Below are 17,062 nucleotides of genomic sequence, written 5' to 3' on the forward strand. Positions count from 1 at the left end.
GTGATTGATGGATCAAAATTCTGCAATTAAAAATCGTTCAACATTGACAAATGTCAACGTTTCAGAGCTTACCTTTCAACCGGCTGAAAGTTTCCTGTGATATGCCCAGATAGGAGGCAATCAGTTTGCTGGAAAGTCTGCTCATGAGTTTTGGGCGGTATTCCATAAGCCATTTTATTCTTTCAAGTGCGGTAAGTGAAACAAATGTGTTAATCCTGTACACCGAATTGGCATAAGAGGCCTCCAGGATTTGTTTGTATACCTTGTCAAACTGTGGAACAGTTTCCATTAGTCGCTGAAAACCCTGGTAGTCAATGGCCAGCAGTTCACACGGTTCTACGAACCGAATATTTTCTGCGGCTGGTTGCTGGCTACCAAAACTGATCAGTTCGGAGCACCAGTTGTTTTCTGTAATGATATCACGGGTCTTTCATTCATTTCCTTGTCGTAAACAAAAACCTGCAAACAACCTGATGAGACAAAATATACATATTTACAGATTTCTCCTTGTTTTAAAATGACCTCGTTGCGCTTTAATTTCACATACCTGAAGGTCGCCAGAACTTCATCGAGGTGTTCAGGTTCGCTGCCGAGGCGGTCAATAATGTGATGACGTAGTTCGCTGACCATCGTATAAATAAGGGGCTTTTGTGTATCAGGAAATCTGATTTCAAAGGAAGCAATATTCTGACAAAAAACCAGAAATCGTAACGTGTACGTTTGGCTTCTGAATCGTCTTGAAACGAAATGTAGCTGTGAAGGTGATAATAATAACAGGCCTCAAGAATTCGGAATAGCCAAAACCGCTGAAAAATTTGGCGATCACGAGAGTTACAATAGTGACCAAAGAAACGTCATAATTCATTAAAATCCAGGCCTGTTTATGTTCGTTTGACATTGATTCTTTTTAGCTATATTTATTGTGAACATCTTCTGAAAACGGGAAGTTGATGATCCAAACGAAGCAAATTGCCCGAAGAGTAACCAGTTTTTTAACTTTCATTTATAAAAAGTTATATTCAAAAGCTAAGCCCTTGTTTTCGTCCGGATTTGCAGCAATTGCAATTTTTCCTTCAATGCAATACCGACTCCCTTGTCGAGCATAGCAGGCAATTCCTTCATCGCTGCATCGATTTTTGCAATCACGGTCTCATCATCTTTTTTCAGACTGGCCATAGCAGCCTCTGTGGCATAAATCTGCGCTTTGGAGATCATTGCCGAGAGCTTGAATTGGTCCCAATACTTTTGTGCTTCTTCTATATCACGTTTTCCAAACGCATAAAAAAAAGTGGCATCCATCCAAACAGCATTTCTGATGCCCTCGGGAATTGCGTCGGCCTTACGGACATATTCGATCAAATGTTTTTCGGCGTCCCCCAAATCCGCGCGGTCAAAAGCTGCCTGGTGAAAAAAGCTGTGCACATAAACGCCAAACGGAGGGTTTATTTCGGCTGCGATTTCCTGCGCCTCGGTTAACTCTTTCATGTTGAGTAGTTTTGGTCTTATACCACTCATGCTATCTGCAATAATTTTTAAGATCAGGGTTTCAAATCTGGCCTTTTTGCCGCCCCTAAGCAAACTTAAAATCCGCGCGCCATCAGAGGAAAAACCACCATTTTGCATGGGAATGGAAGTGGCGACAAAAATGACGGACGAAAGAAAAGCAACGGTCAGCAATATAAACGAAACCGTTTCCATACCTGAATCTACTGATCTATTTGTAATTGAAATCAGCCGGGATAAGCCGTATGCAAAAACAGCGAGTAGCATGCTTGCCATAGGCCCTCCGGCTGCATAAATAGAAAATCTTTTACTAAGATTATCAGTCCCGACTGGTACGCACAGTACCAATCCTCCGGCTGTGTTTATGTTTTTATTCCATTTGAATTTCCACTTGTTTTGCTCTTTTTCCCACATAAAAGGGCCAATGACGTACATTCTGAAATCAAAATTAACCTTTATGCCAGCCCATGCATGCCCGGCTTCATGAATACCGATCACGATAAAAAACAATGGAATAAAAAGAGCCGCTACCACAAAAACTGTTGCTTTGGAAACCTCTTTTGCGGCGTTTACACCCATTTTTCCGGCAAAGTATCCGGTAACTGCGCCAATAAAAAGAATCAACAAAAAACCAGGAATTTTCGCCGATTTGTTTTGCTTTTTTTTTACATTGAAAGATGTAATTTACCCTATATTGCCATGGATGAATTTAATAAAAAATCTTTTATTTCCTTCTGCGCCTCTATGAAAATAAATTAGTTAAAAAAATACTGGCTGTTTCGTTTACAAGCTGCACGTTGATGGTTGATTTGGGTTACACCTGAAATCCATGAAGCCGCCTGGGGATTTTTCATAATCGATTTACACATAAAATTGTAGCTTTGAAAAATTTAAATAAAAGATGATCCATAAACTTGCTGCGGTCATATCCCGGAAAATTGGTTTGCCCGAAGGTGAAGAAGTATTGCTTGAAGAATACTTTGAGCCGATGTCCTTATCCAGAAACACGGTAGTTGAAGCACAAGGAAAAGTGCCCCAACATTTGTATTTTATCTGTTCGGGATTTATGAGGTTATTTTATATCGATGACCTTGGTAATGACGTAACGACAAACATCACGGGACCGGATCGTTTTATTACACAGTTCCTGAATTTTATTCACGAAAGAAAAGCCAGGGAAAATGTGGTATGCATCACGGATTGCGATGTTCTCAAAATTACAAAAGCCAATCTGGCAGCCTTAATTGACCGCAGCGAAAATTTTAAAAAATTCAGTCTCATTATTTTTGAAGAAGCAATTGGTGCCAGTGAAATGAGGGCCAATGATCTGGCGACAATGACTGCCGAACAGCGCTACAAAAAGTTGTTTCAGGATCATGCTTCCATTCTTCAACATGTTCCCATACAGTATATCGCCTCCTTTTTGGGAATGAAGCCCGAAAGTTTGAGCCGTATCCGCCGACAGATGATTAACTAACAAATGTCAAGTATTTTGTGTTGTGGCATGATGACTTTTGCTTTGGATTTAAACCTGAGCAAAAATCATGGAAGCTGTTTTTCAAATTTTAAAAAATTTCCCAAAAGGATTCATCACCGGGCTGCTGATGAACGGGTCAGTCATCGTTTTGGCATACCTGGTATTCTGGAAAAAATTCAAAACGCGTTTTCGAAAGTTCCGGATACAACTATTGGAACGGGTAGATGAAAAACAAATCAAAAAGGAAATAAAGAATTCGGTGCAGACATTGATGGTTGGTGCTTTGTTCAGTAGTATTGTAGTATTTCTAAGTACAAAAGGCTATACCAAAATTTATACAAATTTTGGTGACCATCATCCAATATTTGGCATAGCGGGATTTTTCATACTGCTGATCATCGATGACGCCTGGTTTTATTTTACCCACCGTCTGCTTCATCATCCCTGGATTTTTCGATATGTCCACTCGGTACACCATCAGAGCATCGATGTCAACCCGTTTACGTCCATGTCCTTTCATTGGATAGAGCCGTTTTTACTTTCATTCTGGATTTTTCCCGTTACGTTTATCATGCCTACATTTGCTCCTATGCTGGCTTTGGTGCAGGTTTGGGGATTGTTGGATAACGTGAAAGCACACCTGGGGTATGAGTTTTATCCGGTGAATTTTAACAAAAGCTGGTTGAGTTTTCTAACCACAAGTACACACCACAATCTGCACCACAGCAGGTTCAAAGGTAATTACAGCGTGCATTTTCGATTTTGGGACCGCCTTTTCGGTACGGAAATAAAAGACTATGAGACTGAATTTGACAAAATACAAAACCGCAAACAATCGGTTTATTCAGAGCTGGTCAGCTGCCGGGAGGACGCATGTGTATCTGGTGGACTAGTTCATTTTAACGGAACGCATCCCATTACTGTCTATGAGGGTGAGACAATCCTGGAAGCACTCCTGCGACAGGGGCTTGCAGTTCCATATTCCTGCCGCAAAGGGATTTGCGCCACATGTAAATGCAGATTGACAATTGGCCAGGTTACTGTGTCAAAAACGAATGCATTGACCGAGCACGAGATAAGAGATGGTTTTATTTTAATATGTCAGAGTCTGCCGGAATCTCCGCATTTTGAAATCTTTATTCGGTGAGAGCGTTGGTGCTAACGGGATCAACTCCCTGCCTGCCGCTTTTACGGTACGCGACAGGCGAAAGCCCCATTTGCTGTTTGAATAATCTCGAAAAATAGAACGGATCTTCCATTCCGATCTGCAATGCAACTTCATTGATCCGGAGCGAACTGAAATGAAGGAGTTGACAGGCCTTTTGAATGCGTAAATAATTGAAGTATTCTACCGGAGCATAACCGGTTTCCTGTTTGAATTTTCTTGAAAAAAATGATACAGATAAATTCGCCGACTGGGCAATATTATCCAGTGTAACGGTTCTTGTAAGGTTCTGTTGCATGAAGGAGATTGCTTTGTCTGTCGCACTTAGTTCCTTTGTTGTTTGTGCTATGGTCTGGAAAAATTCAGGAGAAATAAACGTTGCCAGATAGTGCGGGAGAAGAAGGTTGGCAAGAAGCAGATTGGAAGCGCTGTATCCTCTCAGAAATATAGAAGACATCTGTTTGAAAATTTCATTTCGCTCAGACGAAAAACCAACCCGAATTCCCTTTGACAGTTTTTCAATATCCCCCATGATTGTGCTAAATGCATCATCACAATGGCTTCCGGTGATGTGAAACCAGTATATAGTCCATGGATTTTCCTCATCAGAGCCATAGGAGTGTGGCATATCTGTAGGAATCAGAAATACTTCTCCAGGCTCGATGCTGATCCTTTTTTTGTTGAAATGCACCCATCCTTTCCCAGCCGTGCAATACAGCAAAATCACCTGCGAAATACCTGATGGCCGCTGGTAATAATGGTGCAGGGCTTTGGGGTAAAATCCCATTCTGGCAATGTGCAGTGCTTGGATCAAGGGTAAATTCTCGCTTTGTGTAAGCGCAATCTTAGGGATTTCAATAATGAGTTCTCCTTCAAATCCCCTGCTTTTCTGAATGGTATCCGGCATGTTCTGGTTGCTATGTAATCATATAAAGATAGGATAATCCATGTTTATAATAAAATCGTTCAGTTTTACTTTCTCGGAATAGCTGAACTTTGTGTTTGTAAAATGCAATTTTAAATCCAGTCGCGAGGGTTATTATCAGTTTCAAGTGAACCCTGTCTGTTTAAACAAATATCCATTTCAAACGATTAATACGTTGGGTCATTTATTGAAAAACCATCATACCAAAGAAATGACAGCTTCTGTCCTCAGAAATACCTTGCTGATTTTTTTTAAAGTGGTCCTTATGGGCAGCCACGGATACGGTCAGGACGATTATGCCATGTGGAATGACAAAGAACTGATCCTGACCAACGGGGCAGTGCGCAGGGTTATTAGCCTTCCCGGTAAGCTTGGCAATATTTCCACTGCTTCTTATAAGCCTGTCGCAGGCGACTTTAATTACTTTGCTGAAGCGAGCCCGGAATTTCAATTTGAGATCAATAATAAAACTTACTCCGGGGCGGGTAATTGGAAACTTGAAAGAATCGAAAAGATAACGGATACCTATGCTGGCCGTGGGGCTGCGGTAATCCTGCTTAGTGAAGACAAGCAACTGGAAGTTACCGTTCGGTATTTGCTTTATCCCAAATTAGCGGTGGTAAGAAAAAATCTGGTCATAAAAAACCTTTCGGCTGTCAGTTTACAGCTTGAATCAGTAGATGTTGAAAAATTTAAAATGACCAATTACCTCGCTACAACTTTTAGCTGGATATGCCACGACTATGGCCGGCGGCGGTCGATAGGACCGTACGACGGGAACATGCAGGATGCACTGGTTATCGTACATAACAGTGTCTGGAGCCAGGGGATTGTGATTGGGAACGAAGCTTCGGGTGTGGTGAAGCATACTTCTGTATTTTGGGACGAGCCCGAGATTCTGAGCGGTTTGACACATAAGAATTCACGTTTCCCATTCCGGAAATATATCAATAAAGGGGATTCTTTTGTTACGCCACAGGTTTTTACAATGTTGTACAATACCCACAACGACCCTGATGAAATGCTCAATACCGAAGTGCCGGATTTTGTACGTAAACACCTTGGTGCCAGGCTTTCTGAGTTGGATAAAAAGCCAACTTTTGTCTACAATACCTGGGTTCCGTTTCGTAAAGATATTAATGAAAAGCTTGTCATGGAGCTGGCAAAAGCCGCTGCGGATGCGGGAATGAAAGAGTTTGTGATTGACGACGGCTGGGCAGACAACTACGGAGACTGGATTATCGACAAGAAAAAATTTCCGAATGGGTTGAAACCGGTTTTTGATTACATCAAATCCCTTGGCATGAAACCTGGCCTATGGGTAAGCGTTGGCAGTGCATCCCCGGATAGCAAAGTATATAAAGCACATCCGGACTGGTTCGTTCTGGACGAAAATCAGCAGCCAGCCAATCTTCATGAGGATGATCTGAAAATGCGGACGGCTTGTTTTGGTACGGGGTGGAGCGGGTATATTAATGAAGTCCTGCAAAAACTGGCGTTAGAATATGGGCTTGAATATCTGAAGCTGGATTTCACTGTTGTCACCAGTACTTACCGGTTTGGGAACAAAGTCACGGGCTGTTATGCCAAAGGGCATCCGGGGCATAAAGACCATCACGAATCTCTGTATTCAAATTATGAGGAGGTTTGGAAACTTTTTGATACTCTGCATGCAGCAAAACCGGCTCTTTTTATTGACTGTACTTTTGAAACCATGGGCGGTTTGCAGCTGATTGATTATGCGATGCTAAAACATGCTGAGGGTAACTGGCTTTCTAATTTTATGGGGCCAGACGCCAAAGTGGACCTTCGTGTCAGAAACATGGCCTGGTGGCGGTCACCTGCTATGCCGGCCACTGCCCTGGTGATAGGTAATCCTGAAATGCAGGATGCAGGCTGGGAAATGCATATAAAATCACTGGCAGGTGCGCTCCCGATTATGCTGGGTGATCCGAGAAAATTGTCAGCTACGGACCTGAAAAGATACCGGGCCTACGCGGATTGGCTGGAATTGATGGATAATAAATACCAAATCATGAGCTATCGTCAGGATTTACCAGGTTTTGGTGAACCAATGGAAGGGATGTGGGATGGCTTTATGAGGATGAATACCGACAGCCGGTCCGGTGGGATACTTGGAGTTTTCAGGCATGGAGGAAATGTTTCAGAAAGACAGGTAACTATCAAATACCTGGACCCGTCAAAAATATATTTGGTCAATGAGGCTTTAAGTGGGAAGACTATAAGCCAGGCCAGCGGCAAGGAATTGGCCGAAAAAGGATTCGTGGTCGGGATAGGGGAGGTTTATGGCGGGGAGCTATTTGAGGTAAAAATGAAATAACTAAAAATAAACAAACTAACTGATATCATGGCAAAACAAGTATTAACACCAGAGCAAATTGAGCAGTATCATCGGGATGGATATCTGATTCTAAAAGGATTTTTTGACGAGGCTGAGGTAAAGAAACTCTACCATGTTGCAATAGAAGATGATGCCGTGAGTAAAAATGCGATTAATGTCAATGACAGTTCCGGAAAGCGGAGTAAACTTTCGCTTTGGTACAAACCTGGCGACGATATTTACGGGCTGCTCACCCGGGGTGTCACATTGGTTGGTGCTGTGGACAATTTGCTGGAAGGCGACTCAGCGGTGTGCCATTTTCATTCGAAACTTATGCAAAAGGAACCACGGGTCGGTGGCGCCTGGGAGTGGCATCAGGACTATGGCTACTGGTATAAAAATGAATTTTTGCTACCAAACCAGATGATGTCGGTGATGGTGGCGATTACAGAGGCGAACAAGGCAAATGGATGTCTTCAGGTGATCAAAGGCTCTCATCAGATGGGCCGGGTGGAACATGGTTTTTCCGGGGAACAGGTGGGTGCTTCGCAGCGGTTTGTTGACCTTTCTTTGAAAACGATGGAATTGGTCTATGTCGAACTGGAAGCTGGGGACACCCTTTTCTTTCACAGCAATCTGTTTCATCGTTCTGAGGCAAACCTGTCGGACAGGCCGCGTTGGTCTATGATCTCCTGTTACAACAGAGCCCGCAATATCGGGTATAATGATTCGGCCTCTTCTTTATCCAGTATAACACCGATCTCCGTCGTTCCTGACGAAGCGTTGTTAACCTGGGATGCCGCAGGGCTGGCAGAAAGCGGCGCCGATTTTCTGGAAAAAGACGCAGATGTATCTTTAAAGTAATTGTGAGTAGGTTAAATGGTGTTCTTGCCCAGGTGCGCAGCACTACCAGATAGCCGAAAAATGAAAATTTAAACCAATCCATGCCGAAGGTGAAGGACTTTCCGGCTGGTTAATATCTTTGATCAAATGGCATCAATTGTTCCTGTGGAGTCCGAAGTTGTTACCGGGAATTATGATTTGAACCGGAATTACGTTTATCTGATTAGTGCGATTGCAGCGCTTGGCGGAGTTTTGTTCGGGTTTGACCTGGTCATTATATCCGGCACCGTCTCATTTTTCAGCTCTCATTTTTCACTCAATGCCCTTGAAACGGGTTGGGCCGTAGGTTGTATCAACCTCGGTGCAGCCATTGGGGCGGTCATTGGGGGAAAGCTGAGTGAAAGTTTAGGCAGGAAAAAATTACTGATGATTTGTGCAGTCTTATTTGCCGTCACCGGAGCAGGTACGGGCTGGGCAGGGAATTTTACACTTTTCGTGGTTTTCAGGATGTTGAGTGGCGTTGCAGTAGGGGCTGCGGCGCTGGTGTGCCCGATGTATGTGGCCGAAATTTCACCTGCCGGTATGCGTGGTAAAATGGTTTCTTTCTATCAGCTTTCTATTGTGATCGGGATCTTGCTCGCCTATCTGTCCAACTATCTACTTTTGAATTCCGGTGTCAATAACTGGCGCTGGATGTTTACATCCCAGTCAGCCCCATCCCTGCTGTTCTTTTTAGGTCTCTTTTTTGTGGCTGAAAGCCCGCGATGGCTCATCGGGAAAATGCGTCACAGCGAAGCATTTCATATTTTAAAACGGATTGGTGGCAAAGCATATGCAGAGGCAGCGTCGGGGGAAATCAGGCTTAGTTTTACCGACACGAAGGGAGGCGGGCTTGCGGACCTGTTCAAAAAAGATGTATGGCATATCGTATTCGTCGGGATTGTGATCGCTGTTTTTTCTCAGGCAGTCGGTCAAAACTCTCTTTTTTCTTACGCACCCGAATTGTTTAAGCAGGCAGGAATGGCCGAAGACTCTGCCTTTTTGCAATCCATCATCATCGGGATCATCAATTTTGTTTTCACTTTCATTGCCATTGGTACCATCGATAAAATCGGAAGAAAAAAGCTGTTGCAGTATGGTTCTTTCCTTTTATTTTTAGATGCACTGGCCCTTGCCGGGGCATTTTACTGGCATCTTCCGGGCATTTGGGTACTTGTTTTCGTACTTGGGTTTATTGCAATTTATTCGGCTACCCTTGGGCCGGTAACCTGGGTTGCTTTATCCGAAATTTTCCCTAACCGGATTCGTGGCAGTGCGATGGCGCTGGCAACTTTGGCGTTATGGATCGCTAACTTTTTCACCACATCATTATTTCCGGTCATGAAAGAGCAGATCGGGCTGCCGTTCACCTTTCTGATCCATGGAGCAATTTGTTTTATATACTTTCTTTTTGTGCGTGTAAGGGTGCCGGAGACCAAAGGCAAGTCTTTGGAGGAAATTGAAAAATTGCTCACCGATCATGGGCAGTGATGAGGCAACGAGCTCAGTGGACACTGTTAAAAAGTCATGATTAGAAGTATTTTATTTAAAAATCAGAGCTTTGAATAATTAGGTGCACTTACATGCTCAGATTCTATGGAAAGAAGAAAGCATTTACCGCAATTTTTCAGTTTTATTTAATCGAGATCTACTGCTTTGTTTACCGACTGATGTGCAGCTTAACCTCTGTTTGCCAGGAAAATGCTCAGGGAAGTTATATTAAGATTTGGCGGAAATGAGCCCATGTAGAAAAGTCAGAAGAACGTTATCAAATCTATTGGGAACAGAAGAATTTTTCTGAAAATGATCCAGTAAGATCAGAATTACTCTCAAAAGGCTATTTCCCAACCTTATACTTCAAGATTTCACTATATACTATCACAAAGTTTTTCTTTACATTAAACCCGGAAATAGCTCAATATTAAGACGGGTAAGTTATTCATAGAGCCTGGAAGCAGACAGGTGTGGGAGCGCAAATGACTAGTAAATTCACGGATTTTTATTGGAGCGCCAACCGAAAGAAATTGGTGGATACGAGAGCTAATGATGTTTTGAGTATAGGCAATTTTTGCGGTGTCAATGGCAAGGATTTGTTACGGCTATATGGGGATTTCCGGAACGGATTCAGGAACCAAAGAGATCTTGCAAAAAAATGGTTTTTTGTACTCCGAGGATTTGTTATGCCAGTTATCAATCTGCGAAACTAGCCTCTCACCTGGAGAATTATACACAATTCTCACTAACAAAGTTGCAAAAGTAGTCTTCGGTCTTATCTATCAGAAAAACAGCGAGTTGTCGGGTAAAAAAATAGGGACAAATCTGTTGTTTTCAGATTTGTCCCATGTGGTGATCCCGCTGGGATTCGAACCCAGGACCCATACATTAAAAGTGTATTGCTCTACCAGCTGAGCTACGGAATCGTATTTGTTTCAACGGTAAAAATTGCCTACGATTATTGCAATTTCTGTGTCCAAGAGGAGAGTCGAACTCCCATACCCAAACGGGCACTACCCCCTCAAAGTAGCGTGTCTACCAATTCCACCACCTGGACATTCCTGAAGTTTTGTACTATTTGGTCCTATGAAATTCTGGTTAGAATAACGAAGGAAATACTCAGTTTTTTTCTGTGATCCCGCTGGGATTCGAACCCAGGACCCATACATTAAAAGTGTATTGCTCTACCAGCTGAGCTACGGAATCGTTTGGCTATTGAATGACAATTTCAAAAATTGAATTTTGTCATGATAGAAAAAGTTAACTGCCAATTTCTTTTTCTGTTTTACTCCGCTGGAATGCTTTTTATTTCTAAAATTTCCTGACCGGTGTTAATCAAACTTTTTATTAATCGTAATTTTTAATATTACCGAATATTTCGTGTTTGCATTTTGTCGTGCTGTGCACTGATATCGTGGTGCAAAAGTACTATTTTAATGATTCAATCCAAATTTGATTGAGATTTATTTTTTGAAATAATTTGGAGGTTACATTCAAACAGCTCTGTTTGAGATTATTGATTTGGTAATTTTTTTTTCTTCTGTTTCCTTTTCTAAGGTATTGAGCAGTAGTAAGTCAATTTTTTTGATTAAAAATGCGACAATCCTTGCTTCCAATATCACATCAAGCCTTGAATTGCCGAAGATGATGGTCGGTATGTTTGTAAACTAAATGACCAATTTGTTCTTTCGTCATTTTTCCAAAAAACCAGTGAACGAAATCAAGATTTGAGAAAGACCCATATGCTTCAATCACAGAAATCCATTTTTCCTTTTCGAAGGAAACATCTCCATCCATTTCTTTTATCTTGAAATCATCGCTTGTGGGCGCATTTTTGCCCATAGGATCATCGTTTTTGAGCAAGTGACGTAAAGCGAATTTTCCAATGAGTAGCCCCAAAAACACACGTTTGTGATGTCTTCTACCCAAATATAGTTCATCTGCCAAAATGCAGTGTTTAAGCATTTGGCAGACATTCATGCTACCCCATTGTGCCAATGAATTGTCATTCAGTGTTTTAATCCGGGTTATTAGTTCCTCTCTTGTTATCCTGTCAAAGATCGTTTTCATATCCATATTGTTTTATCCAACAAACTTACAAAGGAAGAAATAATATGGGTGGTGGACACCGGGACTAATTAAGGGGTTAAACGCGACAAAGAAATTGCAGAGGATGAGATATTTACAAGATATAGTTTTCAGATTGAAAGAGAAGTCTTACAACCTAATTTTGGCAGAATTTCAAATTCAGTATCGGAGGATAAAATCATCGGATTTAGGGGTACTGACAGATTCACTTTATAGTCATATTCTACGGGTAGGAGCCAACCCAAAAGCAAGTTTACCAATCGTTAAAAATCCGGATTGCAAAGAACATTTTCAAGTTGAACCGAGATTTGGGAGGCAATATTTTTTGTAATTCTGGTAAACCTGAGTCAAGTATACCACAAAAAAAAGATCTGCGCCAAAAATTGCCTTACTGATTTCAGACACATGCAACGCGACAAGATTTTTGCCATACATTATGTGTCCGTCCGATCCGCTGTTCATAACTTGCTTGTGAGTTGCGGGTGATGCCTTCGTTTTTTTAATTTGTACTCGGTCGGAAGCATATTGAATTTCGCCTTAAATGATTTTGCGAAATAATTTGGTGCTGTAAAACCCGTCATATAGGATATCTGCGAAATACTCAGATCGCTGTTTTCTAAAAGTAAAGCAGCTTTTTCAAGCTTAATCGAGCGGATAAATTCGATGGGTGTTTGTCCACTCATTTCCAGGACTTTGCTATAAAGTGTCCCACGGCTCATACCCACATGTCTACTCAAATTCTCTACGCTCAGTTGAGCGGTGTGGAGATTGTCTTCAATATACGAAAGCATATCTTTAAGCAACTTTTCCTGACTTGATTCCATTTGCAACGGCTCGTCAGAAACTTTGATCTGCCGGGAATATACACCTTTCAAAAGTCTGTTTAACAAGATCAGATTATTGATTTTGGCATTCAAAATTTCAAAATTGAAAGGTTTGGTCAGGTAATCGTTTGCTCCTGAATTAAGTCCTTCAAGCTGCTGCTGTTCACCGTTAGAAGCGGTGAGCAATATGATTGGAATATGTTTCGTCCTTTTGTCTGCCTTGATCTTTTGACTTAAAGTAATCCCGTCCATTTCCGGCATGGCGATATCACTGACGATAAGTTCCGGGTGATGGCTTAGCGTTTTTTGCCAGCCTTCTTTTCCGTTATTTGCCTCGATTATATGATAAAAAGGCATCAGGCTTTCTTTGAGATAATGTCTGAATTCTTCGTTATCTTCAATAATTAAAACACTGGACGGATCTTCGAGATTTGATTTCTCCTTTTTATTAACTGCCATATCCTGTTCAGTAGAAGGCGTTTGGAGGCTATTGGTACCAGATTGCTCAACCGGCAAAACCGGTATTGAATTTAGAATAACAGGAAGTTGGACCATAAATGAACTTCCCAATCCTGGCTGACTTTTTACCGTGATTTTTCCCTGATGCAACTGGACAAACTCTCGCACGATCGAAAGTCCGATTCCGCTTCCCTGATTTAGGATTGATATATCTGTGTCGTCCTGAAAAAATCTTTCAAAGATCTTTTCATGGTTAGCCTCCGAAATACCAACGCCGGTATCCGTTATGGAAATGTTGAGCCAGGACCTGGCATCCGAAGAATCTTGCTGCGAAATTTCGAGTTTTACTTCTCCTCCTTTCGGTGTAAATTTAAATGCGTTCGAAAGCAGATTAAAAAGTATCCGTTCCAGTTTTTCAGGATCAAAATCCATGTATAACAAAGGAATGGCACATTCAATTTTAAATTGAATGCCTTTTCTGAACGAAAGGTCGCTGAACTGCTCACAGGTATCTTTGATAAAAAGGATAATATCCTTTGTTTCAAGATTTAGCTTCACTTCTTGCTGCTGCATATTTTTTATATCAAGAAGCTGGTCTACAAGATTGAGCAGTCGTTTGGCATTTCTTTTAATTGCCAAAACCGGCGAATTTAACTCAGTAGCTTTGGTTTTGACCAATAAATTTTCGGTGGGCGCAAGAATTAAGGAAATCGGAGTCCTCAGTTCATGACTTAAATTGGTAAGAAACTTAATTTTTTGCCTGTCCAGTTCTTTTGCCTGTTCAGCTTCTGCCTGTTTTTGCTGTTCATTAAACTCCCGTTGAAGTTTTTGAATGCCCCGGCGACGCATCGCAAATACAATAGCGATTGGCGTCAGAAGATAAAATATATAGGCATAAATAGTGAGATAAAACGGCGGTTTTACATGGATATTTATGGAGGTGGTCTGCGGACTCCAGTTGATACCGTCACTGCTTGCCTGAACTTCGAACATGTAATTGCCAGGGCTTAAATTGGTATAACTGGCAAAATTATTCAGTCCGGTTTCATTCCATTCAGGTTGCATACCAACAAGCCTGTGCCGGTAATGCATCTGTCTTGGATTAGAATAGTTCAACGCTGCGTAGCCGAGTGAAAAATTCTGTTTATAGTCAAGATTTATCGTTTTGGCAACGGAGATATCTCCATCTATAAAATTCGAATCGGCAGACGTGATGCTTCGGTTACCAATCCGCAGATCTTTCAGGATGATAGGTGTTATGTTTTTATAATCGGGTAAACTGCGCGTGTCAATGTAGTTGAACCCGGCAATTCCACCAAAAAAAAGGATGTTGTCGGCCGTCCGGATACCTGCACCCAATACAAAGGTTTTATTTTGAATTCCATTGTAGGAGCTGTAATTGGTGAACTTTTTATTTTTCGGGTCAAAAAAACTGATTCCCTGATTCGTACTTACCCAGATACGACCCTGATCATCTTCGAGAATCTTATTGATTACGTTACTTGCCAAACCTTCCTTTTCTCCATAACAAATGAATTTTTTTGACCGCGGATCGAATAAGGCCAATCCTTCTCCGAATGTGCCAACCCAGATATTTCCTTTTTTATCTTCTAAAATGGAAGAGACAATATTTCCTGGAAGATTACTGGATTGTTTATCCAGTAATATGGATTTTTGTTTGACAGGATCAAACAGAGCCAGACCGGTTCCGTGTGAGGCTATCCAGATTTTTCCTTCAGTATCCTGCAAAATATCCCTGATATAACCATTAAGGGGAATCATTCGCTGGGAAGCCGGAATTGTCGGATTGAAATATCTTTCAAAACGTTTTGTTTTCGGGTCGAACAATTGTACACCACCACCATTGGTACCCACCCACAACTTGCCGGATCTATCCTTTTCAAAACAGAAAATTTCGTTATTACTCAGGCTGGAAGAATCTTTCCCACGGATATACTGCTTGTAAAAACCTGTTTTTGGATTCAACTCGAACAGACCATCCTGAAATGTGCCTATCCATAGTTCATTCTCAGAGGTCATTTCAAGTGTGAGAATGGCTAATCCCGAAGCAGCGTTTTTATTTTGTGGATTGATCAGAAATTTTTTGAAAAGATTTCTCTCCCGGTCATACAAGTTCAGCCCTCCACCATCTGTGCCGACAAACAGCTGACCGGAGGGGCTCTCGGCAAATGAGGTTACAAATGGTGCGCTCAGACCAAACGGGTCATTGGTATCAGATCTTTTTAATCCGAAAATAGCCAGATTTTTATCGTACTTATTGACACCGCCTTTGTAGGTACCCAGCCAGCAGATACCCTGACTATCAATCAATATGCTGCGTACCGATTTATTGGTTAAACTAAATTCAGTCCTGGCGTCCGGCCCATACCGTTGAATGTTCCCGCTCCGGGTATCAAGAATATTGAGTCCGGCGTCGGTGCCTATCCAGATATGGTGGTCATTTTCCAACGAGATCGCAAAGACCATATTGGAACTTAAAGAATTTTTGTTGCCAGATTCGTACCGGATGTGCTGTAATACCTGCCCACTGGAATTAAGCTTTAATAAGCCGCTATAGGTCCCAATCCATAAATTGCCATCCCGATCCTCGCTGATAGATTTTACAGTTCGGGCACCCGTTTCATCCGGTAAAGCCTGAAGATAATTAATGTATTCGTTATCCTTACGGGAAGGGTCAATTCTGAACAGACCGTTTTTTGAGCCAACCCATACTCTTTGCTTACTATCTATCGCAACACTGAGTATCAATCCTTTCGAAATCTCCTCAGGAATGTTGGGTAATGAAGCAAACGTACTGATCCGGTGACTTTTCGCATCCACGTTAAGTAATCCACTGGTCGTTCCTACCCACAATTTACCTTTTGCGTCGCTGCTTATGCTTGTGACACTGTGAGAAGACGGTATGCTTAAAAAAGAATCTTTTCTTCTATCGTAATAATGTAGTCCGCCTTCAATGGTTCCAACCCAGATACCACCGTCCCGGTCTTGGTGTAAGCTGGCAATATCATTGGATTTTATTGAAGTTGAATCCTTTTTATTATGACGATATACCGTCACATCAGTTCCATCAAATTTGTTTAGGCCATCGTCCGTAGCAAACCACATCAGCCCATAACTGTCTTTTAAAATAGCTGTCACAGTATTTGACGACAACCCATCCATGGAGGTAATCGACGTGAACTTGGGTTCCGGACGCTGAGCCCTTGCTGTGTACCCGGCCGCACATATTATGGACAGCGAGCAGACAAGGCAGTATATAAAATTGATTTTTGAACGCATTGATCCGATAGAATTAAAAGCCATCCGGTGTTGAGACGAAAATATTAAATATGCCCGGGAAAAACGGAAAAATATTTTTCCGTTAAAACGAAAGGGCTGTAAGAGCTTACTAAGACATTCCACCTACGAAAGACGGTATTTTAATCCTAAAAATGCAAGTTTCTCCTTGAATCGGGCATTTTTTTACTGCATTTGAACAATTGTAGCGGTAAAATGAACAAATCTGCTCACAGTAGACACAGCTCTCTCGTTACATTTGTCGATAATTAATTAAATAATATCTGGGAAAAATGATGAACTGAGTTGAGTGCTTATTCAGGTTTATCAATACTGGTTGACAAATAACTGTACATGTGAAAAAGCATGTGATCGGGAATTTGAAATCCAAAATAATGTCCAGATTAAATAATGTCAAATTGACACTAATTGATCACTGAAAACCAAATGAAAGCGTTCTTGAAAACCTTATCAAACTCAAATTTTATGATATGACACTGCACCAATTAAAACATTTCCCGGACAGCACTTTGATGCTCCATAAACTGAATGACAACCATTCAGTATGTACAACTCAATCAATTCAAAAACATTTAATCACTCATAA

The 17,062-nt window shown here is 41.5% G+C and carries 11 protein-coding genes and 3 tRNA genes; 5 read left to right on the forward strand and 9 right to left on the reverse strand.

Going from position 1 to position 17,062, the window contains the following annotated elements; translation table 11 throughout:
- Positions 1 to 61 precede the first annotated feature (61 nt).
- From FZF08_RS31885 to FZF08_RS24775, 3 genes are all read right to left on the reverse strand, one after another.
- Positions 62 to 289: a hypothetical protein gene (locus FZF08_RS31885; RefSeq protein WP_229216687.1), complete on the reverse strand. Its 228-nt coding sequence runs from the start codon at positions 287 to 289 to the stop codon at positions 62 to 64.
- A 95-nt stretch (positions 290 to 384) separates the two neighbouring features.
- Positions 385 to 630, reverse strand: coding sequence for a cyclic nucleotide-binding domain-containing protein (locus FZF08_RS31890; protein ID WP_229216688.1), 246 nt, complete (start codon positions 628 to 630; stop codon positions 385 to 387).
- A gap of 396 nt (positions 631 to 1,026) precedes the next feature.
- The gene (locus tag FZF08_RS24775) at positions 1,027 to 2,130 is read right to left on the reverse strand and encodes a M50 family metallopeptidase (protein ID WP_159475083.1); all 1,104 of its coding nucleotides are present in this window, start codon (positions 2,128 to 2,130) and stop codon (positions 1,027 to 1,029) included.
- Between the two features lie 274 nt (positions 2,131 to 2,404).
- Between FZF08_RS24775 and FZF08_RS24780 the strand changes: the two genes are divergently transcribed.
- Positions 2,405 to 2,980, forward strand: a complete 576-nt coding sequence (locus tag FZF08_RS24780) for a Crp/Fnr family transcriptional regulator (RefSeq protein ID WP_159475086.1) — start codon at positions 2,405 to 2,407, stop codon at positions 2,978 to 2,980.
- Positions 2,981 to 3,047: 67 nt separating this feature from the next.
- Complete coding sequence (locus FZF08_RS24785) at positions 3,048 to 4,127, forward strand: sterol desaturase family protein (protein ID WP_159475089.1); 1,080 nt, start codon at positions 3,048 to 3,050, stop codon at positions 4,125 to 4,127.
- Here FZF08_RS24785 and FZF08_RS24790 read toward each other — a convergent pair.
- Positions 4,117 to 5,052: an AraC family transcriptional regulator gene (locus FZF08_RS24790; RefSeq protein WP_200837160.1), complete on the reverse strand. Its 936-nt coding sequence runs from the start codon at positions 5,050 to 5,052 to the stop codon at positions 4,117 to 4,119. The two genes, FZF08_RS24785 and FZF08_RS24790, sit on opposite strands and share 11 nt — an antisense overlap.
- A gap of 229 nt (positions 5,053 to 5,281) precedes the next feature.
- On the opposite strand from FZF08_RS24790, the gene FZF08_RS24795 reads away from it, so the two are divergent.
- The 3 genes from FZF08_RS24795 to FZF08_RS24805 all read left to right on the forward strand — a co-directional run bounded on the left by FZF08_RS24795 (position 5,282) and on the right by FZF08_RS24805 (position 9,784).
- On the forward strand, positions 5,282 to 7,411 hold the full coding sequence (locus FZF08_RS24795) for a glycoside hydrolase family 36 protein (protein WP_159475092.1): 2,130 nt from the start codon (positions 5,282 to 5,284) through the stop codon (positions 7,409 to 7,411).
- 27 nt (positions 7,412 to 7,438) lie between these two features.
- Positions 7,439 to 8,275, forward strand: coding sequence for a phytanoyl-CoA dioxygenase family protein (locus FZF08_RS24800; protein WP_159475095.1), 837 nt, complete (start codon positions 7,439 to 7,441; stop codon positions 8,273 to 8,275).
- A gap of 126 nt (positions 8,276 to 8,401) precedes the next feature.
- A complete protein-coding gene (locus tag FZF08_RS24805; RefSeq protein ID WP_159475098.1) occupies positions 8,402 to 9,784 on the forward strand; it encodes a sugar porter family MFS transporter in 1,383 nt (460 codons plus the stop codon).
- Between the two features lie 853 nt (positions 9,785 to 10,637).
- On the opposite strand, the gene FZF08_RS24810 is transcribed toward FZF08_RS24805, so the two are convergent.
- The 5 genes from FZF08_RS24810 to FZF08_RS24830 all read right to left on the reverse strand — a co-directional run bounded on the left by FZF08_RS24810 (position 10,638) and on the right by FZF08_RS24830 (position 16,458).
- Positions 10,638 to 10,713: transfer RNA gene (locus FZF08_RS24810), tRNA-Lys, on the reverse strand.
- A gap of 47 nt (positions 10,714 to 10,760) precedes the next feature.
- Positions 10,761 to 10,844: transfer RNA gene (locus tag FZF08_RS24815), tRNA-Leu, on the reverse strand.
- A gap of 76 nt (positions 10,845 to 10,920) precedes the next feature.
- A tRNA-Lys gene (locus FZF08_RS24820) sits at positions 10,921 to 10,993 on the reverse strand.
- 417 nt (positions 10,994 to 11,410) lie between these two features.
- Positions 11,411 to 11,857, reverse strand: coding sequence for a DUF1569 domain-containing protein (locus FZF08_RS24825; RefSeq protein ID WP_159475101.1), 447 nt, complete (start codon positions 11,855 to 11,857; stop codon positions 11,411 to 11,413).
- A gap of 476 nt (positions 11,858 to 12,333) precedes the next feature.
- Entirely contained in the window at positions 12,334 to 16,458 is a 4,125-nt protein-coding gene (locus FZF08_RS24830; RefSeq protein WP_159475104.1) for a hybrid sensor histidine kinase/response regulator transcription factor, read from the reverse strand.
- Positions 16,459 to 17,062: the final 604 nt, after the last annotated feature.

The sequence above is a fragment of the Dyadobacter sp. 3J3 genome, from assembly GCF_009801115.1.
Classification (GTDB): Bacteria; Bacteroidota; Bacteroidia; order Cytophagales; family Spirosomataceae; genus Dyadobacter.

Excerpts from the sequence above, each read along its gene's own strand:
- FZF08_RS31885 (WP_229216687.1), bottom strand. The coding sequence starts at position 289 with ATGGAAACTGTTCCACAGTTTGACAAGGTATACAAACAAATCCTGGAG.
- FZF08_RS24800 (WP_159475095.1), top strand. The coding sequence starts at position 7,439 with ATGGCAAAACAAGTATTAACACCAGAGCAAATTGAGCAGTATCATCGG.
- FZF08_RS24830 (WP_159475104.1), bottom strand. The coding sequence starts at position 16,458 with ATGCGTTCAAAAATCAATTTTATATACTGCCTTGTCTGCTCGCTGTCC.
- FZF08_RS31890 (WP_229216688.1), bottom strand. The coding sequence starts at position 630 with ATGGTCAGCGAACTACGTCATCACATTATTGACCGCCTCGGCAGCGAA.
- FZF08_RS24780 (WP_159475086.1), top strand. The coding sequence starts at position 2,405 with ATGATCCATAAACTTGCTGCGGTCATATCCCGGAAAATTGGTTTGCCC.
- FZF08_RS24790 (WP_200837160.1), bottom strand. The coding sequence starts at position 5,052 with ATGCCGGATACCATTCAGAAAAGCAGGGGATTTGAAGGAGAACTCATT.
- FZF08_RS24795 (WP_159475092.1), top strand. The coding sequence starts at position 5,282 with ATGACAGCTTCTGTCCTCAGAAATACCTTGCTGATTTTTTTTAAAGTG.
- FZF08_RS24805 (WP_159475098.1), top strand. The coding sequence starts at position 8,402 with ATGGCATCAATTGTTCCTGTGGAGTCCGAAGTTGTTACCGGGAATTAT.
- FZF08_RS24825 (WP_159475101.1), bottom strand. The coding sequence starts at position 11,857 with ATGAAAACGATCTTTGACAGGATAACAAGAGAGGAACTAATAACCCGG.
- FZF08_RS24785 (WP_159475089.1), top strand. The coding sequence starts at position 3,048 with ATGGAAGCTGTTTTTCAAATTTTAAAAAATTTCCCAAAAGGATTCATC.